The sequence below is a fragment of the Draconibacterium halophilum genome, from assembly GCF_010448835.1.
GTDB classification, from domain to species: domain Bacteria; phylum Bacteroidota; class Bacteroidia; order Bacteroidales; family Prolixibacteraceae; genus Draconibacterium; species Draconibacterium halophilum.
The window spans coordinates 2,515,857-2,537,948 of record NZ_CP048409.1 but is presented as its reverse complement, the minus strand read 5'-3'; the positions used below and the strand labels follow the sequence as shown (position 1 = coordinate 2,537,948).

Here is a 22,092-nt window from a genome sequence, read left to right as displayed (position 1 = left end):
TAGTTTTTTACTGAAATACTCTTGATGCAAAATCGTGTAATGACTTTCGCCAAACCTGCCATTCATGGTCGCCGGGAAAAGAATTGAACTCCACATCCAGACCGCTATCGCGCATAGTTTTTACCGCTTTTTTGGTATGCTCAATACGCATGTCCTGCTCGCCACACGAAATATAGAATAAATCCAGGTTTTTATTGAATTTTTCCGACTCTGATAAAAGTCCGGGAATTTCCTTTTCGGCATCAAAACCACTTCCCGAAGTTCTGATTCCGCCAAACAGCCCGGTGCTAAAAACACCTACAGAGCCAAAAAACGCAGGGCTTTCCAGCCCCACATAAAACGATTGCCCGCCTCCCATCGACAGTCCGCAAATGGCACGATTTTTAGCATCCGTCAATGTGCGGTAATTCTCATCGATAAACGGAACAATATTTTTCGTCATTTCTTCTTTGAAAGGAGCCATTCCCTGGCTGCTGTAGCCACCAAAACCACCACCGGGTGCCCTAACGTTTCCGTTGGAAATTACCACAATCATTGGTTTGGCTTTTCCTTCAGCAATCAGGTTATCCAGAATAATGTCGGTTTTTCCCTGCACAGCCCAGCCGGTTTCATCTTCGCCACCACCGTGCTGAATATAAACCACCGGATATTTTTCGCGGGTATTTTTATCGTAGCCCGGAGGCGTATAAACAAACAGGTGCCTCCAGCTCTTGGTGTATTCCGAATAATAGTATTTCGAACTTAAAGCACCGTGCGGAACATCTTTTATTTCATAAAAATCCACTCCTTCTTCAGAAATATCAATGGCGCTTGTCATTTTTCCGGTTCCGTAAAACGACTGGCTGGCCGGATCGGCAACCGGCACATCATCAATCACCAAAAAGTAATAATGAAAACCGGGAACAATAGGCTCGGTACGAACCGACCAAACACCATCTGCTCCTTTTTCCATGTCGTACTTTTTACCGAGGTCGATCTGCACTTTTTGGGCATTGGGCGCTTTTACCTGAAACACCACCGAGTTATCGGGCATAATGCACGGACACTGGTTGGCGTTGTTATTCGTAGGTGCCGGAATAGAATTTTCGGGCATTTGTGCCGAAACAAAACCAGCCAGCAAACAAAGCACGACCAACAGCTTTGCTCGCCTGAAATCTATTTTATTGAGTATATAGTTCATTCTTCAGTTTTTATTTGAAAAGCAACTGTGCATACTGATGTAAACTGCGCCGCCAGGTTTGCCACTCGTGGGCAGTTTCGGGCGATTCGTAATACACGTAATCGATGCCTTGTTTTTCGAGCATGTTTCGGAAAGCACCAACTGAGCCTGGAAAAGGTTCGGGTTCTTTGGTTCCCAATCCCAGCCAGAAAACTTTTATCTGGTCATTTACTGACTTTCCGTTTTTGAAGGCTCCGTTTAAGAACGTTTCCACATTAATTTCGTCGGAACTGGGGTAATTTGAAGTACCGCTAAAACCGCCGTAATACGCAAACTTATCAAGGTTGTTCATACAAATCCGCATGGTTTGGTTGGCGCCCATCGACAAACCGGCAATAGCCCGGTGTTCCCGATCAGCAATTGTTCGGAAACGTTTATCGATCATTGGAATGATTTCGTTGAGCATCACTTCTTCGAAAACCATTGCCGGACGACCACCCCCTGAAGTTTGAGGCTTATAGGCATAACCATTGTCCATAACAATAATCATGGGCACCGCCTTATTCGCTGTTATCAGGTTATCCAAAATGCGGTTCGCATGTCCTTGTCCGGGCCATCCGGTTTCGTCTTCAAAACTTCCGTGCTGAAGATACAATACAGGATAACGTTTTTCAGGATTTTCAGCATATTCGGCTGGCGTATAAACAAAACAACGGCGAAATGATTGTGTAATTTCAGAGAAATAGGTTTGCTCGCTAACCAAACCGTGCGGCACATCTTTCAGCGCATAAATATTACTATCGTCGGCCGGAATTTCAATACCACTTCCCCAACGGCCGGCACCATAAAAATATTTGGTTCCGGGATCAGGAACGGAAGCGCCATCAACATTTAGCTGGTAGTAATGAAAACCAACATCCTGCGGTTCCGATTCACCGGTCCACACCCCGTTTTCGTCTTTTACCATTTCATATTTTACGCCGCCAATATCGAGCCTCACGTTGTTGGCTTCGGGTGCTGAAATCTGTGCGCGAACCCGTCCCTCAGAATTCACCTGGGGATATTGTTTTCCTGGCTGGTTTACCGACGACGGCTGAAAATCTTCAACCACATCCTGAGCGACACAAATTCCGCTGATAAATAAAGCTGCAATTAAGAATATATTCTTCATACCTTATTCTTTAAAAAGTAGCGGAGCCAGTTGATACAAACTTCTGCGCCAGGTTTGAAACTCGTGAGCAGTGCCTTCCGAAACATAAGAAACCGCATTGTAACCGGCATCTTTTAAAGCCACAACTGCATTTTTAACGCCATCCGGACGTTCTTTGCTACCGCAGCTGATAAATACCAGTTTCAGGTTAGAATGATCTTTAAGATCTTCAGGTGCATAAATACCGCCACTTAGCAAGGCATAATGCGAAAACACTTCCGGTTTGTTTAAAGTGATATCTTTTGTTTCCATACCTCCCATCGAAAGGCCGGCCATAGCGCGGTGAGCCTGATCGGGAATGGTCCGGAAATGCTCGTCAACATAAGGAATCAGTTCATCTACCAAAACGGTTTGAAACGGAGTGATGTCGAAATTGCGTAAGCCGCCAAACTTAATTTCGTTGGTCATGCCATAGGTATTCACAATAATAAACGGATCGATTTTACCTTCGGCAATCAGGTTATCCATAATCAGGTTGGCGCGTCCCTGGTTCATCCACGCGGTTTCGTCTTCACCCCAGCCGTGTTGCAAATACAATACAGGGTAGCGCTCCGACTGATTTTTGTCGTAACCCGGAGGTGTGTAGACAAAAGCCCTGCGCGAGGTTTCTGTACTTGGCGAAGGAAACAGTACCTGTTGAACATGTCCGTGGGGAACATTTTTCAGGGCATAAAAATCCTGGTCGTGTGCCGGAATTTCAATACCACTCTCCCAACGAACCGAACCGTAGTAGTTCAATGCACCCGGATCGTTAAAAACACCACCATCGATGGTTACATGGTAATAATGAAAACCTTCGTCCATTGGTCCGGCAGTGGTTCCCATCCAAACGCCATCGTCGTTTTTTGTAAGCGGAGTTCCGCCTCTTGTTCCACCCAAACCAAGGCTCACCACCACACTTTGTGCTTCGGGCGCTTCAATTCGGAAACGAGCGTATCCCTGCGAGTTTACCATGGGATATTCTTTTCCGGGCTGGTTTAAAACTGAAGGTTTAAAATCTTCTTTTATGGCCGGTTTTTCGCTTTGAGCTACACACAGCGTTAGTGAGAAAACAAAGAACACTATTAGTGTTGAAATATATTTTTTCATGTTTTTTAGATTATATATTACAGTTGATAGTTTACTATTGATTGGCAGAATTAATTCTCAAGCCATTGGTTCACAGCTTGACTTCGCTCACTGTGACAGTCAGGCTGAGCGAAGTCGAAGTCTGGTTTTTAGCTTTTCTTTACTAATTCTACCAGCATGTTTTTAGTTTTTGAATAATAAAGGTGCAAACTGATAAAGGCTGCGGCGCCAGCTTTGCCATTCGTGGGCAGTTTCGGGCGACACATAAAAATGGGTGTTCATACCGGCCTTTTTAAGTGCTTCGGTATTTTCTTTTGGATCTCCCCATGGTCCGGGGCGCGGATTTTCAATCTCTCGGCTTCCGTAGCTAACGAAAAGCAGTTTTACTTTTTCCTTAAAATCAGGATTTTGCTCAACGTCTTCCATGGTGATGCTGCCACCGCTAAACATTCCCACATGCGAAAACACATCGGGATTGGCCAGCGTTATCACACGTGTTTGCATACCACCCATCGACAATCCGGCCATGGCACGGTTTTCGGCATCAGCCAGGGTACGGTATTTTCCATCAATCATCGGAATAATATCTTTCAGCAAGGTATTCATAAAACCATCGGCCCAACCTTCGGGTGGCCATGTGCGCGGGCGCTCGCCACCTTCGCGGTTACGCGGTGGCCTTGGCATTGCCCAGTTTCCGTTGTCCATAACAATGATAAACGGAACGGTTTTTCCTTCGGCAATCAGGTTGTCCATTATCAAACCTGCGTGTCCCTGGCTCGACCAGCCTGTTTCGTTTTCGCCACCACCATGTTGCAGATACAACACCGGATAGCGTTTTTCAGGATTTTCGTCGTAACCCGGAGGCGTGTAAACAAAACACCTGCGCATGGTATTGTTGCTTTCCGAGAAATACTGTAGCTCGCGTACCTCGCCGTGCGGAACATTTTTCAAGGCATAAAACTCCTGGTCGTGAGCAGGAATTTCAATACCACTTCCCCATCGGCTTGCGCCGTAAAAATACAAGCTGTTTGGATCGGGAACAGCGGCTCCGTCAACCCAAAGCTGGTAGTAGTGAAAACCTTCGTCTTGTGGTGCCGATTCGCCGGTCCACACACCGTTTTCATCTTTTACCAAATCGTATTTTACTGCGCTGATATCAAGTTGCACTTTCTCAGCTTCAGGCGCAGAAATTTGAACGCGTACCCGTCCTTCGGAATTTACCATGGGATATTCCTTTCCGGGCTGATTTACGGAAGAGGGTTTAAAATCCTCAACTACTGTTTGTTCTGCTGTTTGCGCCATGGCAATTACAGCAGAGAAGGCCAGTAATACCGTTAAAATAAAAGAATATCGTTTCATAAACTTAGTTTTGAAGTTTTAAATGGTTTTAGTTTTTAAATACCAGTTGAGCAAACTGATAAAGGCTGCGACGCCAAGAGTGCCATTCGTGTGCAGTTCCGGGCGACACATAAAAATGGGTGTTCATACCGGCCTTTTTAAGTGCTTCGGTATTTTCCTTTGGATCTCCCCATGGTCCGGGGCGCGGATTTTCAATCTCGCGGCTTCCGTAGCTGACGAAAAGCAATTCTACTTTTTCCTTAAAATCAGGATGTTGCTCAATGTCGGCCATGGTGATGCTGCCACCGCTAAACATTCCCACATGCGAAAACACATCGGGATTGGCCAGCGCTATTACACGTGTCTGCATTCCACCCATCGACAATCCGGCCATGGCACGGTTTTCGGCATCAGCCAGGGTACGGTATTTTCCATCAATCATCGGAATAATATCTTTCAGCAAGGTATTCATAAAACCATCGGCCCAACCTTCGGGTGGCCATGTGCGCGGGCGCTCGCCACCTTCGCGGTTACGCGGTGGCCTTGGCATTGCCCAGTTTCCGTTGTCCATAACAATGATAAACGAAACGGCTTTTCCTTCGGCAATCAGGTTGTCCATTATCAACCCTGCATGCCCCTGGCTCGACCAGCCTGTTTCGTTTTCGCCACCACCATGTTGCAGGTACAACACCGGATAGCGTTTTTCAGGATTTTCGTCGTAACCCGGAGGCGTGTAAACAAAACACCTGCGCATGGTATTGTTGCTTTCAGAGAAATACTGTAGCTCACGAACTTCTCCATGCGGAACATTTTTCAAGGCATAAAACTCCTGGTCGTGCGCCGGAATTTCAATACCACTTCCCCATCGGCTGGCTCCGTAAAAATACAAGCTGTTTGGATCGGGAACAGCGGCTCCGTCAACCCAAAGCTGGTAGTAGTGAAAACCTTCGTCTTGTGGTGCCGATTCGCCGGTCCACACTCCGTTTTCATCTTTTACCAAATCGTATTTCACTGCGCTGATATCAAGTTGCACTTTTTCAGCTTCAGGCGCAGAAATTTGAACGCGTACCCGTCCTTCGGAATTTACCATGGGGTACTCCTTTCCGGGCTGATTTACTGACGAGGGTTTAAAATCCTCCACTACTTCTGATGACGATTGTGCGAAACAAATTCCGCTGGCCATCAAAAGAATAACGAATATTTTTAAAAATTTAGACATCATAATTTGTTTGTTGAAAGTTTATTTTTACTGTTTTAGTCCACTGTTTGTAATCCGGAAATAATCGAAAGCCACGTCAAACGGCGAATCCGGTTTCGTTGTGTCGGAATCAAACCAGAACGTACTTTTCATATAGCCGGTAATAATCCCGTCGCCTACCATTAAACCTGCTTTTATGTCTTTTAATGCCAAATCTGCCGTTCCCAGGATTTCGAAATTTTCGCCATCCAACGAGTACGAAGCAGTATAAATGCTTCCTTTTTTATCAAGTTTAATTACCAAGGCCTGGTCGCCGGTGATTTCGGTTTTCAAATTGAAAGAAGCCAGCGATTTTGCAATCCCGTTTTCTTCCATCATCAAATCGATGGTTCCGGGTTGCGGTTCTCTTTGCCGTGTGGTTTTTATTACCGCACGGAACATGAGTTTCACAAAATTATCATCGTCCTGATAGGCCAGAATCCCTGTATTTTCAGGTTGAGAAGGCATCCGTGAAGCCGTCAGTTTTGTTTCCACTGTCCAGTCGTTATTGGCGCTTTGCAGCAGAATGTTTTTGGCATTGTTGGTACCTTCTGAAACATCGCCAACTTCGCTGGTAATGGTCAGGCTGCCATCGTTTGCCGAAAAGCTGTGTGTTGCAGCATTTTCCCTGATCCAATGCCACTGACTTCCAACAGCGCCATTAAACTCGTCGCTTACGGCTTCCACATCAAAATTGAAATAGTACGTGTTGGTTTCGAGTGTGATGTTGTCGATAAATTTCACCACTGCAGTTCCGGGAATTTGTTTTGCCTGCTGAATATCAACAGTAATTCCGTTCCCAGCGGCAGTTGCTTCCAATTCAGGCACTTTGGTTTTATCTTTAAGCAGATAACTGTAAGCTTTTACTTCTTTATCGAAGCTTTCGATGGGCTTGCCGTTTACCAAAATTGATTTCGGGTTGAGGTCGGGCATTACTTTTACAGGAAAGCTGCTTGATTCGGTTACCCCGTCAACAGTTACATAAGCAAATACCGATGCAACACCTACTCCGGTAGCGGTAACTTTGCCGGTTTCATCCACGCTTACCACAGCCGGATTATTGCTTTTGTATTCAATTTCAGCTTTCGAAATATCGTAAAAACTATCGTCCGACATAGCAGCGGTCACACTCGTTTGTGCTGTATTTCCGGGGCGCAGGATAACCTTGTCGCTTTCTGCAACTACGGTTGTTAACACCGGTTTGTACTCGCCGCTCATAATCGTCTCCAGTTCGGCTTTTATGTCTTTTGACGATGCCCCGATTTCGAAAATATAACGTCCCTGGTCGAAGGTAATTTTACCGGCTTCGGCATCCCAAAACCAAAGGTCGTCGCAATCGATATCAATCGAAACACGTTTTGTCTGCCCTGCCGGAATGGTTACGCGTTTAAATCCTTTCAGACGTTTTATCGGGCGCTCCAATTCTGCCGGACTGTCGGGTGTTTTAACATATACCTGCACCACTTCGTCTCCGTCAACCGCGCCTGTGTTTTTCACATCAACACTTACGGTAACCTTATCGTGAGGCGTTAGCCTTGTTTTGCTGATACTGAACCGTTTGTATTCGAAAGTGGTGTACGACAATCCATAACCAAATTCATACGAAACCGGTTTATCAAAATACCAGTAAGTTCTTCCGTTCGAGCCATCGCCACGCAAGGTGTAGTCGTTAAATCCGGGCAAGTCGTTTAACGATTTATGCCAGGTAACATTCAATTTTCCACCGGGATTTACATCGCCAAATAAAATGCGCGCCATCGCGGTTCCCTGTGCCTGCCCGTTGTAGCCGGTCCAGACAATTGCGGGAATATTCGGGTTGTTTTTAAACTGCTCCACTTCTACCATTCCCATGGTTTGCATCACCACAATGGTGTTTGGATTTTCGGCAGCCACAGCATCGATGAGTTTATTCTGATTTCCGGGTAATGTAATGGCAAAGCGGTCAGATTCTTCGCGGCCGGTAGTTTGATCGGTTCCCACAAAAACCAGCACCACATCGGCAGTAGCAGCCATTTCAAGTGTTTCCTGATCGGTTGCAGGACTTTCGGCTTCGCGGTAAACCAGTACCAGCGTTTGCGGCCCTGAAATTCCCAGCGTATTGATTTTTACCGCCACATTTTGCGGACGGGAAAATCCCCGGAATCCACCGCTTTGCTGAACGGCCTCAATTTTTTGCGTTGCCAGAATATTTCCGGTTGCCGAGCTAACACGCACTTCAAGCAAACCACCGTTTCCGGAGGCAGCCACGTTAAAGCGGATGGAATCGACGTCGGTAATATCCACATTGTCGTAAGCTGTCCAGTCGCCATCTTTTACACCGCGAATTGAGGTTCGTCCAAAACGTGCAGCCACAATTAATCCAGGTGCCGAATCATCATATTTTGTAGCATCGAATTCGGCCACTACTTCGCCGTTTCGTACGGTGGAGAAACTGTTCATGGTCAGAAAATCGGTATTTCTATCCGTATTTCCCGTTGATGCAGAAACCACTTCAATGTCGAGGTTATGTTCTTTAATATAATTCTGAATACCTAAAAGCGGCGAGATGCTTAAATGAGGTTCAATTGGCCCCGAGTAATCTCCAAGTTCCACCTTATCGGCCTGTGGCCCCAGTACCGCAATTTTTTTGATGTGTTTGGTATTAAGCGGCAATGCTTTTTCGGCAGGTTTAACCGTTACCTCATTTTTTAGCAGAACCGGTGTTTTTGTAGCTATTTCAATGGCCAGATCGTTGTGCGAAGGATCATTTACAATATCCGGTTTTATACCTGCGTACGGTACAATTTCTGCGGGGTCAAACTCGCCCAAACGCATTCTGGTGGTAAATATATTAATCAGTGCTTTATCGATATCGGCTTGAGCAAGCATACCTTTTTCCAAAGCATTCAAAGCATGGTTTTGATACACACCACCACAGTCGGTGTCAACTCCGGCTTTTAAACCCAGCGCCGCTGCTTCTTCGTAACTTTCAGTAAAATGATGGCCGCGAACGATATCGTCGATTGCACCGCAGTCGCCTGTAACGTATCCGTCCATTCCGTAGGTTTTTCGCGCTATCGTATCTACCAAGAATTTACTAGCCGACATGGGAACGCCGTTAACAGCGCCATAAGCGGTCATTATCGAAGGTAAATTGTAGTCTCGAATTAGCGTCCGGTAAGGAAGCAGGTAAAACTCGCGCATATCGCGGTCGTCCATATCCGAGCTGCCTGAATGCCGGTTAAACTCAGTATTATTGGCAAAATAATGTTTTCCGCATGGTACCGTTTTCAGGTATGTGGGGTCGTCGCCCATTAAACCCTGAATAAATCCTTTTCCGATTTCAGAAACCAGAAACGGATCTTCGCCAAAAGTTTCGGCAGTTCTTCCCCAACGCGGGTCACGGGCCGGTTCAATTACCGGCGACCAGTAAGTCAGCGTAAAAATCAGGTCGTGGTTAAACCCACGCGCCTCGTCGGAAATTACTTTTGTTTCGCGTTTAATCAGCTCCGGATCCCAGGTTGAGCCCACGGCTACACTATTTGGAAACGAAGTGGCTGTCATTCCGCTGTTGTTGTTCCGTCCCATTATTCCATGCAGTGCTTCGCCCCACACATCGTAATGGTTTACGCCGAGCCGCGGAATCGGTGGCATGGTATTTCCCAACTGACTTTGTTTTTCTTCGGGAGTCATCCGCGAAACAAGGTCGATGGCCCGCTCTTTAAACGAGTAAGCCGTGTTGAGATAAATCGGTTGTTTTGCCATTTGGCTTTGTGGAATAAAAGCCAGTGCAAACAACGAAAATAGGATTAAAATGAGGATTGAGTATTGTCTGAAATTCATAATTATTGCTAAAAAATTATTTAAAGGGTATTTTGAAATCGGGTCCAGAAGTTTCTGTTTTACTGATCACTTTCAAGTAAAAGCGACAGCATTTTTTCGCCATAGCGTTTCCCTAACATGCGGTAACCTTCGGCGGTAAAGTGCAGGCCATCGCCACGTTGCGGGCATCCAACCGAAGGGATTACATACGCATTTGGAATTACATCGGGTAGCGTGGCAATAATTTTATTCATACTTGCACACTGTCCATTCTGATCATCGCCAACCACTTCACCGGCCAGCAAAGGCACATTGTCGGCCTGAAGCCCCAAATCGGCAACAAGGTTTTCGTAGACAATTTTAACTTTCTCAGTCCATAATGAATCGCCGGTATTCGATTCGCCCTGATGTAACAAAATACCTGTAATTACACCATCTTTTTGAGCCAGTTTTGCCATTTCAACCAGACGGGCATAAGGATCGTTCTCGTAAGGTTTTAACATGCCCTTCATCCAAAATGGAGCAGTTTCCACATACGATTCGCAACTATCCTTGTCGAACAATTCAATTTTACAACCGCCAACGGCAACATTAATTACACCAACCTTGATATGTTTTGGCAGATTTTCGACAAGTGTTCTGCCAAAATAATCGGCAGGCGTTAAACCTGTTTTGCAACGGCATAAAGGCGGTACAGCCGTGTACCAGCTTCCTTTTGTTCTGCCCAGTTCGGAGCAATCGATGGTAGACATTACCTGAAAACGGGGATTTACATCAACAGTATCCTGCGCTTCGATACGTGCATTTCCTTCCATATTCGACTGCCCGAAGCAGAGATAAATATGAAAATTAGGATCCTGCGAAAATCCATTTAACTGAACTACCAATAGAGCAGCCAGTATAAGCGTGTAAGTTTTAAGTATCATTGTTTTACAGTATTTTGATTTAGTTTTAATATTCGAATTTATTGCTATTCTGAAATCTGATCGCTGACTCTGAAATAGTCAAAATCTACGTATCCTCCTGTATTCTTCGTGGCATAGTTAAACAGCCCAAAACGATAGCCCATAAAATGCTCCATTAAAGTATATTCCATTTTTAGCGGGTCGCCAATTGCTGTCCATGTTTTTCCGTCGAGGCTGTAATAAAACCGGGCAATATCTTTTCTGTCGCGGTAGTCGCAGTCGATTTTAAAATACACTTCATCTTTGGTGAGTGGAAGACTTTCCATTTCAACCGGGGTATCGGTTTCGTTGCTGATCATGTAAATGAATTTCTCGCCACCGGTCATTTTTACACCCACTTGTCCGTATTTTCTTTGCAAGGCACACAATCCGGCATAATCGCCATCTTTCATTTCTGAGGCATCCATTAATGTATTGGCCGAACTTACCGGCCCAAAAGTTCGCTGAGTAAGGGTGTTCCGGGCATATACAAAGCTATCGTCAACACGCCCGGTGGTAAGCCGTAAATAACCTTTGCGGTCGCGTACCGACCAAAGCTCATTCACTGGGTTGTGATTCCACTGCCAAACCAGCGGCAAATCTGGATCATTCTTTTTGCGGGTAAATTCATCGGAGTTTACAATTCCGGGAATCAAACCTTTGCTTGCCGGTAAATCCAGTTCATCGGGAACTTTTCCATCAACACCCAAAACAGGCCATCCATCTTCCCATTTTACAGGCACTAAGTACGGAATGCGGCCTACCGAACCATTATCGCGGAAAAGAAAAGAGAACCATTTCCCATCCGGAGTATCAATTATTCCGCCCTGCGCAACACCTTTATCCTGCAATGCCAGGCGGCCTTCCCACGGGCCATTTATATTATCGGCCCGGTGAATAACAACCGAACGCATGCTCCCGCGCGGCCAGGTAATGTTGAACAGGTAATATTTTCCATTTACCTTAAAAAGTTGCGAACCTTCTGCGGGAAGCATGATATTCTTTCCTGCCGGAGCACTCGCATTTTCAATCAGTACTTTTTCGGTTCCTTCCTTAACTCCTGAAAAATCGGGTTCCAGTTCGGCAATCATTAGTTTTCCGGCACCCCAAATCATATAAATTTTGCCATCGTCGTCGAAAAACAAGGTATTGTCGTGTAAACTTGGAGAAAATTCGTGTCGTTTCCATTCACCTTTTTCAATATCTTTTGTTGAGAAAACATATGTTTTACCGGTTGTGCTCGAAAAGGTTGACACATAATACCTATTATTGTGGGAACGGATACAGCTTGCCCACGATCCTTTTCCATAAGCACGTTTTTCATTATCCAGGTTAAGCGGATCAATGTCTGCCAGTGTGTCGTGTGCGTAGCTCACCATTTCCCAGTTTACCAGATCCTTCGATTTCATAATCGGTACTCCCGGCGCCATGTGCATGGTGGTACTACTCATGTAGTAATTATCGCCAACGCGAATCATCGAAACATCAGGGACATCGGCATAGATAATGGGATTAGTGGCTTTTTGTGCTTGTACCACACCAAATTGAAAGGCCGACAGTACTAGAATCAGTAGAATAGTGGTGTATTTTTTCATGATCTTACAATTTAATTCTCGATAATATCTTTCTTGTTATTTCGGTTCAGCCTGTATTAGGCGAATCTCATAGACGGCTCCAGCCGTACTTCCGGGAAGTGCTTCAAATTTTATTCGTACATTGTTTTTGCCCTCAACCATCGAATTGGGGATTTTATACACAACATCCTGAAAGGCGGAGATCTCCCAACGCCCGGTATTGTCTTCAGTTACCAGTTTTTCGTCGTCGATATAGATATTGAATTTGCGGCCTCCCCACTCTGCTCCCCAGTAACGCACGAACAAACTCAGGTTCGTTTCGGAGTTGGTAGCAAAATCGTAACTAAAATAACCACCACCAAAAGCCTCGCGGTAGAATTGGTTTTGGTTATTTCCCGATCTCGATCTTTCCTGTTGCATGTCATGATCGGTTTCAGGCTGTTGTTCGCCGGTAGCGACATAATCAACAGTTCGTTTTTCGATGGCCAGCATTGCCTGTTCGTTGGCTGCAAGCGAATCCACATAAGCCTGATAGCCATCGTTGGTTAAAGCCAGCCAATACATCATGTATCTTGAATCGTGAATCTGGCTAAACGGTTCAAGCGTCAAATCCATCGGGTTCACCATCTTCACATTTAGCTTAAAATGAAGCGGATTCCCTTTAACCGGCTCCAGTTTGTCACCCAGATTCTCCATATCGTTTTCCACCAGAATAGGTGCCTTATCCACCGGTAAATATTCGCCACTTGAGTATTGTCCCCAGCGACCATCGCCAGCAATCAATCCTCTCAAATCTTCGGTTCCGGTTTTTGCTCCCAGTAAAATTGGCCCGTGCATAAAAGCTACGTATTCGGGCACGTTGGGTAAATGTTCGATGGTACTTTGCATGGGCAATTCAATTTCTGCTTCATCGCCTTTTTTCCAAGTTCGCTGGATAGTAATGTATGATGAAGGTTGAGCATCATATTCAAGCACTTCGCCATTAACTTTAATTTTTAGTGCTCCTTCTTTTACCCAAGCCGGATACCTTACTTTTAGGTTGAAGGCTGATGCGCCTTTTGTAATGGTAAGTTTGGTTTGCTCTGCATAAGGGAAAGTTGTTTCCTGTTTTAGCTGAATACCTTTTTCTTTCCAGTTAAGTTCGGAAGCCACAAACAAATTCAGGTACAAATCGTCATCAGCATGCGCATAAATAAAACGATTGTACTGCCCGTGGTTTTCCATTCCGGTGCCTACACAACACCACATAGCCTCGTTTGGTGCCGAATACACCCGGTAATGACGAGGGCGCGCCGGAGTAAAATACACATAACCGCCGTGCCCGGGGTGTTGTGTGGAAAGAATATGGTTGAACATAGTACGTTCGTAATAATCAGCATATTTGGCCTCGGGATAAACACGGAATAAATCTTCGGTAAGTTTGAGCATGTTATACGAGTTACAGGACTCAGGCCCGTCGTTTACATGTACAAAATCGATACACGAAGTTTCGCTTGGAAAGTGCTCGCGGCGGCTGTTTCCGCCAAATGCCAGCGACCGGTTTTGGGTAATAGTTTCCCATGAAAAGCGTGCCGCCTCCAGGTATTGTTCATTATCATCTAGCTCGGCTATACGCCCGAAACCAATAAATTTTGGGATCTGCGTATTTGCATGGTGATTATCAAGATTATCGATATCTTTTGATAAAGGCTCCAAAAATTCATTATGTGAATAGCGTTTTGCTGCATTCAGGTATTTTTCATCGCCGGTAATCTGGTAGGCATCGGCGTAAACTTCGTTCATTCCTCCATGCTCCATGCCCAGCATTGTTTCCATTTGCTCGTCCGACAAATCTGCAGTAAGATCAATTCCCCAGTCGCAGAAATTCAGAAACATATCTTTCGCGATTTCGCTTTCGCCATAAAGCCAGGCATCGCGCAAGCCTGCATACATTTTATGCAGGTTGTAAAAGGGAGCCCACGATCCAAAATAAATTCCAAAATCACCTTTTTTGAATGTTGACCAAAGCTTAGCACTATTCGGGAAACCGCCGGCATAACCAACTCCCCATTCGGGATTATTTATGGCATTGGCTTCCTGGCATTCTTTTAGTTCTTTCAGCATATAATCCATTCGGCGCTTACACTCGTTATTGCCTGTTGCGGCGTAGTTCATTGCCATAGCCGAGAGATAATGTCCGCCAACATGGCCATCCAATCCGTCCCAGTTCGGATAGGTTGGCTTACGGGGTTTCAAACCTGCTTCTTTGCGGTACGGTGCCAAAAAACGATCTGCATCGTATTGAAGCAAAACTTCAATATTCAAATCGCGTGCTTTTTTAAACGGGCCATCCAGCAGCTTAACGTCACCTAAAGGAAATTCGTTTGAATATAATTTGGACTGAGCTTTTGAATACTTGCTTGTACCAAGTACAAAAGAAGCCATAAGAATCAGGTAAATCAGTTTATTCATGCTAATACGTTTTACTGGTCTAAATTTTATGTCTACGCTATTTTAGCCAGACCAAGCTGTTTTACAAAACCTTGTAAACGCCAATAATCACATAAGGCGCTTCATTGGGTTTTAACTGAGGCATTTCAAGTGTTCCTAAAAATATAGCGTGGTTTAAATATTCGTATGAACTTTCTATTGGCGCTTCAATATCGATTACCGATTTCACATAAAAGCCACCTTCCTCTCCTTGTGCAGGAGCATGCATTAATGCTTTGTTTAAAATTTGCAGTACTGTTCCATCATCTGTTTTCATCAAATAACGGGCATACAGTTCGGTATCGCCATCGGGACGCACCAATTGCCAGTCTTCACCACCGGGCAGAACTTCGCCCTTTATTTTTGGTCCGCTAAATGTGCCACCGGTAATCGGAATCACCCGACGTGTTCCGCGTTTACTTTTGCCAACATTTATCATCGTACCAATTTTTACATTGGCTTTCCACATCAGTTCGGTTTTAAAATCACGGTAAATGTCTTCGCTGTTTTCAGGATTACTGTTCTGGGAAAAACCATGTACAGCAATGACAAGCAGCAACGCGAGGGTTACTGTTCCTAATGCATTCTTATAAAAGTTAAAGTTCATAAGCTAATGTTTTAATTGTTTCCAACCACAACAACTTTTTTTCTTCCTACAATGTAAATCCCTTCTTTGAGCCCTTTTGTTGCCTGCAATCTTTTCACTTGCAAGCGTATTCTTGCACCGGTGATGGTATAAACATCCACAAATTCGGATTCTGAATCAACCGGGAAAAGATCATCTATTCCGGTAGGCTTTGCGTAATTTTCGTCGTTGGTAAGGTATACATCATCGATGATTAACGGGCAACCACCGGATGACCAGAAACCAACATAATAAATATGTGAGGGATCCATTTTGGTAGTTGTTCCGTCCTTGTACATATCATTGAGTGAAACCACCACCTGATCTTCGTTGCCAACATCATAAACTCCAGGTGTTGTCCAGTAACTGTTTTCGTCGTATAAACGGAATGAAAACCCACAGGCATTTGTATTTCCCAGTTTCACCACCAGGTATTTATAGTTTGAAAGATCAACACCGTTACTGTAATACCAGCCACCAAAACCATATTGGCCGGTAATGAGTGTACCGCTTGTTTCATCAAAGGATCCGTCTTCCCAAATATCAGGATTAAACACTTCGTTGGTTAACGGGAATGTGCTGGCATTAACCTGTACAGTTGCCTGCATTTTGTTTCCGCCCGGTCCGGTGTAAGAAATTACAATACTGGCTTCACCGTCCTTAAGCGCATGAATCCGGCCCCTTAACACCTGTATAATTTCGGGCTTGTCAATCGAATATTCTGCAAGCGAGCTGATATTCTCCGTGTGTCCGTCAGCAAAAACAGCGCTTACAGTTAAACTGGTGGAACTGCTTGTCATAACTGATAAGGCCTCACCATTTTCCACAATCAGATCAGTAAGTGATAAATAATCAGTTGATGCCCCTTCAAGATTGTACTCCTGTTTGTAGTCCTTAAACCATTGGTAAATGGGCCACGGACAAGCTTCAGGATCGTTCAAAAACGAATATTCTTCGCCGGCTGCCGGAGCAATGCCTGTAAAATCGGCCAACAGATCGGGGCTGGTAAAAAGCAACCAGCTTACATTGCCACATTCATCGGTAATTTTTTTAAAGTTGGCACCAAAACCTTCACCGCCCGCAGTGCCGGTGATGTCTTTTCCCCATGACGATTCATATTTCTCAGGTGCCCAGTCCATTTCGGTTACCATTATTGGCGCAAAGTCGGCCACAGGCTGAACCTGTTCGTTCCATCCTCTTTGGAAAGGCTCGTATCCGTTTCCGCTGTTAAACCAGCCCGGGTACACATGAACCGCATAGCCAATATTATCGCCTTCGATTGGATTAAGCGCATAACCTGAATATTGCGACTGATAACCCAGACCCGGTATCCAGAGAATATTATCGGCACTGGCTCTAATGGTATCAACAATGGCCTGAAAATAGGTTTTCAGATTATCAAAATGCCCCTGCGTTCCTGACCCGTATGTTCCATCGGTGCCCAGTATATGAATCGGCTCGTTGGCCAACTCGAACATGATGTTCGGATTATTTTTCAACTTAGGATGTTGTGCTACAATATCCCACACTTTCAGCAGGTATTCCTGGTAAACGCCACCAATTTCAATGTCTTCGGGAGCAACCCCGGCGGGCGCATAACCACATACAAACCTTTTGAAACCGCATACTCGGCCATGGGAACAAAAACCTCATCGAGGTATTTTACAAAACGGGTTTCGCTAAAACATTCTTCGCCTTCATACCGTCCCGTACAACCGGGAGTATTGCTCCAGTATGGATCCATGTGTAAACGAACAAAGTTCATTTCCCAACCGGCGGTTAAAATATCGTCGATAATTTGCTGATTGTAAGTTAAGCACGCCTGTACATCGTAGTTGTTCCATTGCGTATTTTGCTCGTTAAACCAGGGCGAATAGGTTTGTGCAAATCCATGCAGATTTACAATATGCCCGGTAGAATCTTTCAAATAACGTCCTTCTACATGAAGTTTTGGCATAGGCATTCCCTCCCATGCCAATAGATGCTTAACCGGAAAAATAATCATCAACACCACGCTCCACACTAAAATCTTCTTCATCTTTATATCCTCAGTCTGTTTTTGCTTCGTTTTATTTTGCCAGGTCCCTTATTTTAATTGCCACCAATCAAAATTGAATAAGTCTTTGTCTTCTCCCTTGAAAACCAGGTAAACATCGTGAACACCTTTGGCCTCCTTTATTTTGGTTGAAAGTGTTTTCCAGTTCTGTTCTCCTCCGGTGCCTGTAACAGAAAGAACTCCTAATAATTCACCGTCTTTTTCATCGATACGAATTTCGATACTTCCTGATTTTGCGGTAGCAACATTTGCGGCAAACTTCTTAGCTCCTTTGCCCAAATCAACGCTTCGTATTTTTATAAAATCGTTGTTATCGATATTGCTTACATAAACTCCAACCTTTTCATCCGATTTTGTTTTCAGTCCTTCCGACCAGGCAATGGTTTCTGCTTCAACACGTTTAAACGGATTCAGATTTTCAACACTTGTAGTTACGCCTTCCTTTGTAGGTTTAATTACAGGAATGGTCCCGTTGGGATTGTATTCAAACTGTTCCACACAAGTTGATCGTTTAAATCCTTCGCCACCCGATAATTCCTGGCTGTGATAGAAAAAATAAGAGTTTCCTTTAAAGTCAATAATTCCTGAATGGTTTGTAAAAGCCAGGTGTGGCGCTCTTTCCATAACAAATCCTTTGTAGGACCATGGTCCTTCAGGCGATATTGAAGTTGAGTAGGCAATGTACTCGGGAATACCGGCAGCGGCATAAACCATGTAGTACAGATTATTGCGTTTGTAAAACCAGGGGCCTTCGGTATAAGAAGGACCGGGTTTACCATCGCGACCGTTGTGCGAACCAAAAGCTTCTGTATTCATTTCTGTTGAAACAACTCCGTTTTGCCCGATACTATGGTCGTATGAAATCATATCTTCGTTTAACTTCACGTACCACAACTTTGGGTTTCCCCAGTACAAATACGCCTGACCATCATCGTCGACATACACGGTAGGATCAATGTCCTGCCAGATGTGATCTGTTTCGATCAAACGTTTTCCGAGCGGGTCGGTAAACGGACCGGTTGGAGAATCGGCAACCAATACCGAAACGCCTTCTCCGTGTATAGGAACATAGAGGTAAAATTTTCCGTTTCGCTCGATGCACTGTGGTGCCCATGCGCCATTTGTTTTATCGAGCCACGCAAAACTTTTCAGCGAAGCCACTGCACCATGATCGGTCCAGTTCACCATATCAGTTGACGAGTAACAACGCCAGTCGTACATGGTAAAAAAGTTATTTACTGTTGAATCCTCGTCGTGACTCGTATAAAGATATACCGTACCGTCGTATACCATTGGTGCCGGATCGGCAGTGTAATAAGTTTGAATTATGGGGTTTTGTGCGTAGCCCACCGTTGCGAGAAACAATGCGATGAATAAAACCAGGCTAAATTTTGTTTTCATTTTATTGTTATTAAAAATAAAACTGGTGCTCTCTATACTATTCCGGCGATGAGCCAAACATCAGCTTTGGCCCAACACCGGAACTATATAGTAATCCAAATTAATGATCCTATTCAGGTAGCGCATCGTTGGCTGAAGTTGCATACAGTCCCAGTAAACAACCTGTAAAACCACCTGCTACATCCGTAGAAAGAATATCGCCTGAAACTGTTCCTCCAAGGTTTACAAAATCGGCATCATCAACAGCATAAGAAAACTCATACTTATCTCCTTTTGCCGAAACCTGCAAACGCACCGGCTTGCTGATATCGATTTTTGTGCTGGCAATTACTTTTGAGTCCATTTCGCCACGGAAACGTCGTTTAAAATTGCGTTGTAAAACCAATACATAGTCATCGCCTTTTTTGGTAACACCAAATACATAGTTTGCATTTTCACTTTGCAGTGCCACAATTCCTGCCAGATCTTTCTCTGATTCCGGCGTATAATCCAGGGTAGCAGCATACGAAAAGCTGTTATGCATTTGACGATAAAACAATGTTGACGTTGGTTTTACTTCTTTTACATTGGCTTCAAATGGATTTATCTGAATACCTCCTTTTGTTTTTTGAATGAAAGCTTCACGTGGTCCGCGCAGGCCAATCCAGCGCTTATCCAAATCTTCAGACGAAAAATCTTCGTTATAAGTAAAGTTTCCATTTGGGAAAAAGCCATACTTACCTGTTTTATTCTCTACACCTTTAGGCATATCAATTTTTGGTTCCATTGGAACAAGTCCGTTAACAAACACCGGGAATTCTCCCGACCAGTCGACCGGCAAAATAAAGGTTTCGCGGCCGGTATTTACGCGTTGCTCTTCGTTCGGACGAACTGCCAGAAAAACACCGTACCACTCACCGTTTGGTCCTTCAATAATATCGGCATGACCTGCCCAATCCACTTTATTTTCTCTTTCTTTTGGAAAGTGTCGCTGTGTTAAAATCGGATTGCTTGGAGCCGGAATAAATGGTCCGGTTGGGCTGTCGCTTTTAAAAATAACTTCGCTGTGCCAGCCGCCTGTTCCACCTTCGGCACAAATCAGGTAGTATTTTCCATCTTTTTTGTACAGGTGTGGTGCCTCAATCCAGATTGGTTTTTTCGACAAATCAACACCACCGTCTACTATTACTTTATCGGTTCCGGGAATTACATTGTCTTTCTCCAGATCGTATTCCCATATTTTAATGACACGGTGCCCGTTGTACAACTCTTTTCCGCGCTCCGGAGCATCATTGTGTACCACATAAGCTTTTCCGTCATCATCGAAAAAAATGGAAGGATCGATTCCTCCAAAACTTACTTTAATGGGATCGCCCCATCCTTTTTTGGGATCTTTCGTTTTAACGACAATATTGTTCAAACCGCCGGTAAATGCGGTGGTAATCATGTAAAAAGTATCGTTATACGGGTTGTAAGTAATCCCGGGAGCATAAACACCTGCACTAATGCCACAATCGTGTGTGTCGAATGTTTCGGGATTATCAAGTACGCCTCCCAGATCGGTCCAGTTTACCAGGTCTTTTGAATGAAAAATGGGAACTCCGGGGAACATGGCAAACGATGAACAAACCAGATAATAATCATCGCCTTTGCGGGTAATTGCCGGATCGGGGTAACAGCCTTGCAAAATAGGGCTGTAAAATTCGCCATCTTCAAGCGGGTAGTTTTTATACACATCATCATCGCCCTGATAGACAAAGTTGGAGAACACAGGAGCTTTGAAACTAGCGCTTTTTTTTGTTGGCTGAGCACCACTTGCAACAATAGCAAACAACATAGCTAAAACGGTTAGCTGAGAAGTTAAATTGATTTTAAAAACTTTTTTCTTCATGTTAATAGATATATTTATTTTACTTTTCTTTTCGGTTAATTTTATGCTGCAAACAGATCTGACTATTTAAAAAGCAACTGGGCATAATTGTACAAGCTATCCTTCCATACTTTAAAATCGTGGTGTCCTTTAGGAATCACGTAGTAATAATGGTCAATGTCGTTTTCGTTCATATAATCGTGTGTTCTTTTGCTAAAACTGAACAGCCCGTCTTTATCACCACACGAAATAAACAGCAGGTTCAATTGCTTTTTGGCTTCTTCAGGATTAGGAACCAACTCTTCGGGGCTTTTGGTATTTGGTGCCGACGAAAATCCGCCTACCGAGGCAAACACATCCAGATTTCCCAATCCAAAATTTAGCGACTGTCCGCCTCCCATCGACAATCCACCAATGGCGCGGTGTTCGCGATCTGCTATAACAGGGTATTTACTTTCTATGAATGGAATCAAATCATTCAATAAATCATTTTCAAAATTTGCAAATGCTTCAACTTTTTCGGGTCTGTATATATTACCTGTGGCACGGTCATCTTTCATTGCACGACCGTTAGGCAGAACCACAATCATTGGCTCCACTTTTCCTTTGGCATACAGGTTGTCTAATATAATCTCAGGATGACCGCCATTTAACCATTCATATTCATCGCCGCCAATTCCGTGCAAAAGATAAAGAACCGGGTATTTTCTATCGGCAGAATAGCCGGGAGGTGTATAAACAAGTGTGGTTCGTTCAGCACCTACAGTTTTAGAGGTGTATACCACTGTGTCTATTTTTCCATGCGGAATTGAATTACGCAATACGTCAAATCCGGCTGGAGCTTCCCCAACCTGAGCATGTACTCCAAAATTGAGAATGATTACAAGAATTGGAAGTAATAAGCGTGTGATTTTTTTCATATTTTTATTATGCTTTATTGATTTAGTCTATTCTTTCCAGTTTTCCCTTTTTATTTAAGTACTATCCAGACAGTAGCAAAGCGACTAACTGCACGAACAGAGACTAGTAGCTGCATAGTAGTTTTAAGTTGAAGTATACCGCTTATCTGTTTGCCCTAATACGCATGGCTTATTACAGTCTAATGGTCTTTGCTATTTGTAAAATTATAAATAGCCTCTATGATGCGCCTGTGATTATGGACATTCTCTTTCTAATTTTAGATAATTTGAAGAAATTCGTTACGTTCATTTCGTAAAGTCAAAATCAGATCATAAAAAAAGCGCCACACAAAACCGGTGGCGCTTTTCAACTCTGATCAAATAACTAATCTATCATACCAAAAAATTAAATTTGGTTCTATTTATAAGCATCGTTTTGATCGCATAATGGATTTTTCAATA

At 44.1% G+C, this 22,092-nt stretch carries 15 protein-coding genes; all 15 read right to left on the bottom strand.

Going from position 1 to position 22,092, the window contains the following annotated elements:
• Positions 1-7 precede the first annotated feature (7 nt).
• The 15 genes from G0Q07_RS10205 to G0Q07_RS10140 all read right to left on the bottom strand — a co-directional run bounded on the left by G0Q07_RS10205 (position 8) and on the right by G0Q07_RS10140 (position 21,651).
• Positions 8-1,180, bottom strand: a complete 1,173-nt coding sequence (locus G0Q07_RS10205) for an alpha/beta hydrolase (protein WP_203532504.1) — start codon at positions 1,178-1,180, stop codon at positions 8-10.
• Positions 1,181-1,190: 10 nt separating this feature from the next.
• Positions 1,191-2,330 carry an alpha/beta hydrolase-fold protein gene (locus tag G0Q07_RS10200; protein WP_163345997.1) on the bottom strand — a complete coding sequence of 380 codons (1,140 nt, stop codon included), beginning with the start codon at positions 2,328-2,330 and terminating at the stop codon, positions 1,191-1,193.
• A 3-nt stretch (positions 2,331-2,333) separates the two neighbouring features.
• Complete coding sequence (locus G0Q07_RS10195) at positions 2,334-3,458, bottom strand: alpha/beta hydrolase-fold protein (RefSeq protein WP_163345996.1); 1,125 nt, start codon at positions 3,456-3,458, stop codon at positions 2,334-2,336.
• A 162-nt stretch (positions 3,459-3,620) separates the two neighbouring features.
• Positions 3,621-4,796 carry an alpha/beta hydrolase gene (locus G0Q07_RS10190; protein ID WP_163345995.1) on the bottom strand — a complete coding sequence of 392 codons (1,176 nt, stop codon included), beginning with the start codon at positions 4,794-4,796 and terminating at the stop codon, positions 3,621-3,623.
• A 28-nt stretch (positions 4,797-4,824) separates the two neighbouring features.
• A complete protein-coding gene (locus G0Q07_RS10185; RefSeq protein WP_246222874.1) occupies positions 4,825-5,997 on the bottom strand; it encodes an alpha/beta hydrolase in 1,173 nt (390 codons plus the stop codon).
• Between the two features lie 24 nt (positions 5,998-6,021).
• Positions 6,022-9,834 (bottom strand): glycoside hydrolase family 3 C-terminal domain-containing protein, encoded by a 3,813-nt coding sequence (locus G0Q07_RS10180; protein WP_163345994.1) that lies wholly within the window; start codon positions 9,832-9,834, stop codon positions 6,022-6,024.
• A gap of 59 nt (positions 9,835-9,893) precedes the next feature.
• A complete protein-coding gene (locus G0Q07_RS10175) occupies positions 9,894-10,739 on the bottom strand; it encodes a sialate O-acetylesterase (RefSeq protein ID WP_163345993.1) in 846 nt (281 codons plus the stop codon).
• Positions 10,740-10,783: 44 nt separating this feature from the next.
• Positions 10,784-12,352: a glycoside hydrolase family 43 protein gene (locus G0Q07_RS10170; RefSeq protein WP_163345992.1), complete on the bottom strand. Its 1,569-nt coding sequence runs from the start codon at positions 12,350-12,352 to the stop codon at positions 10,784-10,786.
• A 36-nt stretch (positions 12,353-12,388) separates the two neighbouring features.
• Positions 12,389-14,782, bottom strand: a complete 2,394-nt coding sequence (locus tag G0Q07_RS10165) for a glycoside hydrolase family 127 protein (protein WP_163345991.1) — start codon at positions 14,780-14,782, stop codon at positions 12,389-12,391.
• 61 nt (positions 14,783-14,843) lie between these two features.
• A complete protein-coding gene (locus tag G0Q07_RS10160; RefSeq protein WP_163345990.1) occupies positions 14,844-15,407 on the bottom strand; it encodes a DUF3237 family protein in 564 nt (187 codons plus the stop codon).
• 11 nt (positions 15,408-15,418) lie between these two features.
• Complete coding sequence (locus tag G0Q07_RS10155) at positions 15,419-16,924, bottom strand: cellulase family glycosylhydrolase (protein ID WP_246222873.1); 1,506 nt, start codon at positions 16,922-16,924, stop codon at positions 15,419-15,421.
• 32 nt (positions 16,925-16,956) lie between these two features.
• Entirely contained in the window at positions 16,957-17,463 is a 507-nt protein-coding gene (locus G0Q07_RS20730) for a hypothetical protein (RefSeq protein ID WP_246222872.1), read from the bottom strand.
• A 48-nt stretch (positions 17,464-17,511) separates the two neighbouring features.
• Positions 17,512-18,882, bottom strand: coding sequence for a glycoside hydrolase family 43 protein (locus G0Q07_RS10150; RefSeq protein ID WP_163345989.1), 1,371 nt, complete (start codon positions 18,880-18,882; stop codon positions 17,512-17,514).
• 109 nt (positions 18,883-18,991) lie between these two features.
• Positions 18,992-20,752, bottom strand: coding sequence for a glycoside hydrolase family 43 protein (locus G0Q07_RS10145; RefSeq protein WP_203532503.1), 1,761 nt, complete (start codon positions 20,750-20,752; stop codon positions 18,992-18,994).
• 62 nt (positions 20,753-20,814) lie between these two features.
• Positions 20,815-21,651, bottom strand: a complete 837-nt coding sequence (locus G0Q07_RS10140; protein WP_163345988.1) for an alpha/beta hydrolase — start codon at positions 21,649-21,651, stop codon at positions 20,815-20,817.
• Positions 21,652-22,092 lie beyond the last annotated feature (441 nt).